3 pseudogenes are annotated in these 2,257 nt (G+C 63.1%); 1 reads left to right on the forward strand and 2 read right to left on the reverse strand.

The window, feature by feature from the left end:
* Together WS69_RS24140 and WS69_RS24145 are read right to left on the reverse strand one after the other, a co-directional pair.
* Positions 1 to 534, reverse strand: a pseudogene (locus tag WS69_RS24140) (reverse transcriptase domain-containing protein); the annotation flags it as partial.
* Positions 531 to 1,196: pseudogene (locus WS69_RS24145) on the reverse strand (LysR family transcriptional regulator); the annotation flags it as partial. The pseudogenes WS69_RS24140 and WS69_RS24145, both read right to left, overlap by 4 nt.
* Positions 1,197 to 1,410: 214 nt before the next feature.
* Here WS69_RS24145 and WS69_RS24150 point away from each other — a divergent pair.
* Positions 1,411 to 2,047 (forward strand): annotated as a pseudogene (locus WS69_RS24150) (amidohydrolase family protein); the annotation flags it as partial.
* Positions 2,048 to 2,257: the final 210 nt, after the last annotated feature.

A 2,257-nucleotide genomic window follows, 5' to 3' on the forward strand; every position in this document is an offset into this window, starting at 1 on the left:
GATCTTCAGGTGCAGCTTGTCATAACAGCGCTTGAGTCGTGCCATCACCCGCTCGCCAGCCTTCCGGCTGCGCACGTAGACGTTGCAGTCGTCAGCGTAGCGGGCAAAGCGGTGGCCCCGTCGTTCAAGTTCACGATCCACCTCGTCCAGAAGCACATTGGCCAGTAGCGGCGAGAGCGGTCCGCCTTGCGGCGTCCCCTCCACGCGCTCGACCACCACACCGCCATCCATGATGCCCGCGCTCAGGTAGGCTCGAACCAGCCGGATGTCCCCGGCGTCGTTCACGCGTTTCCTGAGACGGTCAATCAGAATGTCGTGGTTGACCCGATCAAAGAACTTCGACAGGTCGACGTCGACCACGATGCGGTAGCCTTCCTGCACGTATTGCTGTGCTGCAAGCACAGCAATACGTGCGCGGCGGCCGGGACGGAACCCGTGGCTGTGCTCACTAAAGGTAGGATCGATCAGCGGCTGCAGCACCTGCAACAGTGCCTGCTGAATCAGACGGTCGGTCACGGTGGGTATCCCCAGGTCAGATTGGATGGCGTCGACAGTCCCGCTCGAGCAAGTTCTTCCTCGAATATCACGCGCGCCGGGCTCGTAACCGGCTGGACCACCCACGGCCACGCGACGAGTTCGTCGAGCGACACCCGTTTGCGTGTCGCGAGCGGATGGCGCTCGCGCACCACGAGCGTAAGCGTTTCGCACGCGAGCGGTTCGAACCGGAAATCGTTGTGCTGCAGCGACGTGGTAAGCCGCCCGAGCGCGAGGTCCACCTCGCGGCGGTACAACAGTTGGACGATCTGGTCGCTCGTCTCGCCGAGGATGCGCATGTTGAGGAGGGGCCGCTCGGTCTTGAGCGCGGCGACCGCCAGCGCGAGCACGTCGGGCGCTGCGCCCATGATCGCGCCGACAGTCAATTGGCCATGACCGCCGCGGCGTTTCACCTCGAGATCCTCGGCGAAGCGGGTCAGGTCTGACAATGCCCGGCGCGCGTACGCGAGCACCGTGCCGCCGAGCGTGGTCGGCTCCATGCCGCGCGCATTTCGCTCGAACAGCTTGAAACCGAATGCATTCTCGATGTCGCCCAGCATGCGGCTCGCGCTCGGCTGTGCGACGTTGATTTCGTCGGCCGCCTGATGCAGGTTGCGGGCATCGTCGAGTGCGACGAGGAGCGTCAGGTGTTTGAATTTCAGCCGGTTGACGAGTGCAAGTGAGGCAGCCTAATGTCGTTGTCAAGCCATAGCAGGTTGTCCGGGTGTGAGCGGCGATCGGGAACGGAGCATAGCCCAAAGGACGGTTTACGCGTCGTCTGGCCAGGGCGATGACGGCTTGGTGATGCCACTTGCCTTCTTTGCGCTTGCGTGCGTAGAAGGCCATGCTGTCCGGAGTGCGCAGGGAGGCGCGGCGGGCTGGCCGAACGGGATCGTCGCCGCCGCGGACCTGAGCGCGCCCGATGCCGAGGCCACGCTTGCCGTGCATGCGTCGTTCGCGAATGTGCGCGGGATCCGGCAAATCCTTAACGTGCACGACGATCCGTTGTACGGATATGTCCAGCGCCATTACTTGCGCGATCCGGCGTGGGTCGAAAACTTCGCGCGGCTCGCACGCCATGGACTGTCGTTCGATTTGCAGCTCTATCCGTCGCAGATGCCCGAAGCGGCCGAGATCGCGCGCGCATCCGGACGTCCAGATCGTGCTCAACCATGCGGGCATGTTCGTCGGCCGCCACAGCCCGGCAGGCTATCGCGCCTGGCGGAACGGCCTTCGGGAACTGGCAGCCTGCCCGAACGTCGCCGTGAAGATCAGCGGGCTCGCGATGTTCGACCATTGCCGGACGGTGGAAAGCCTGCGGCCTTATGTGCTCGAGACGATCGATGCATTCGGCGTCGAGCGTGCGATGTTCGCATCGAATTTTCCGGTCGACCGGCTGTTCGCGACTTACGACGCATTGTGGCGCGCCTATGCCGCGATTGTCGCGGGGATGAGCGACGCCGAGCAACGCCTGCTGTTCGGTGGCAACGCGGAGCGCATCTATCGGATTTAAGTTCCGCCGGACGTCCGGTGACTGAAGAACGAATATATCAATGGAGACAAACGTGCAGAGATTTCTCGGCAGTCAATCCGTCCCGCGGCTGGTGTGAACGCCGGTCCAAATCCGACACTAAACGACGGCGTTCTGGAATTGAGCGTTTGAAGTGGCCGTGCTTGGAAGATGATGTTTGCGGGGTAGCGACGCTGCGGATGCCTGACGCTT

This window comes from Burkholderia sp. BDU5, from assembly GCF_001522845.1.
Lineage (GTDB): Bacteria > Pseudomonadota > Gammaproteobacteria > Burkholderiales > Burkholderiaceae > Burkholderia > Burkholderia mayonis.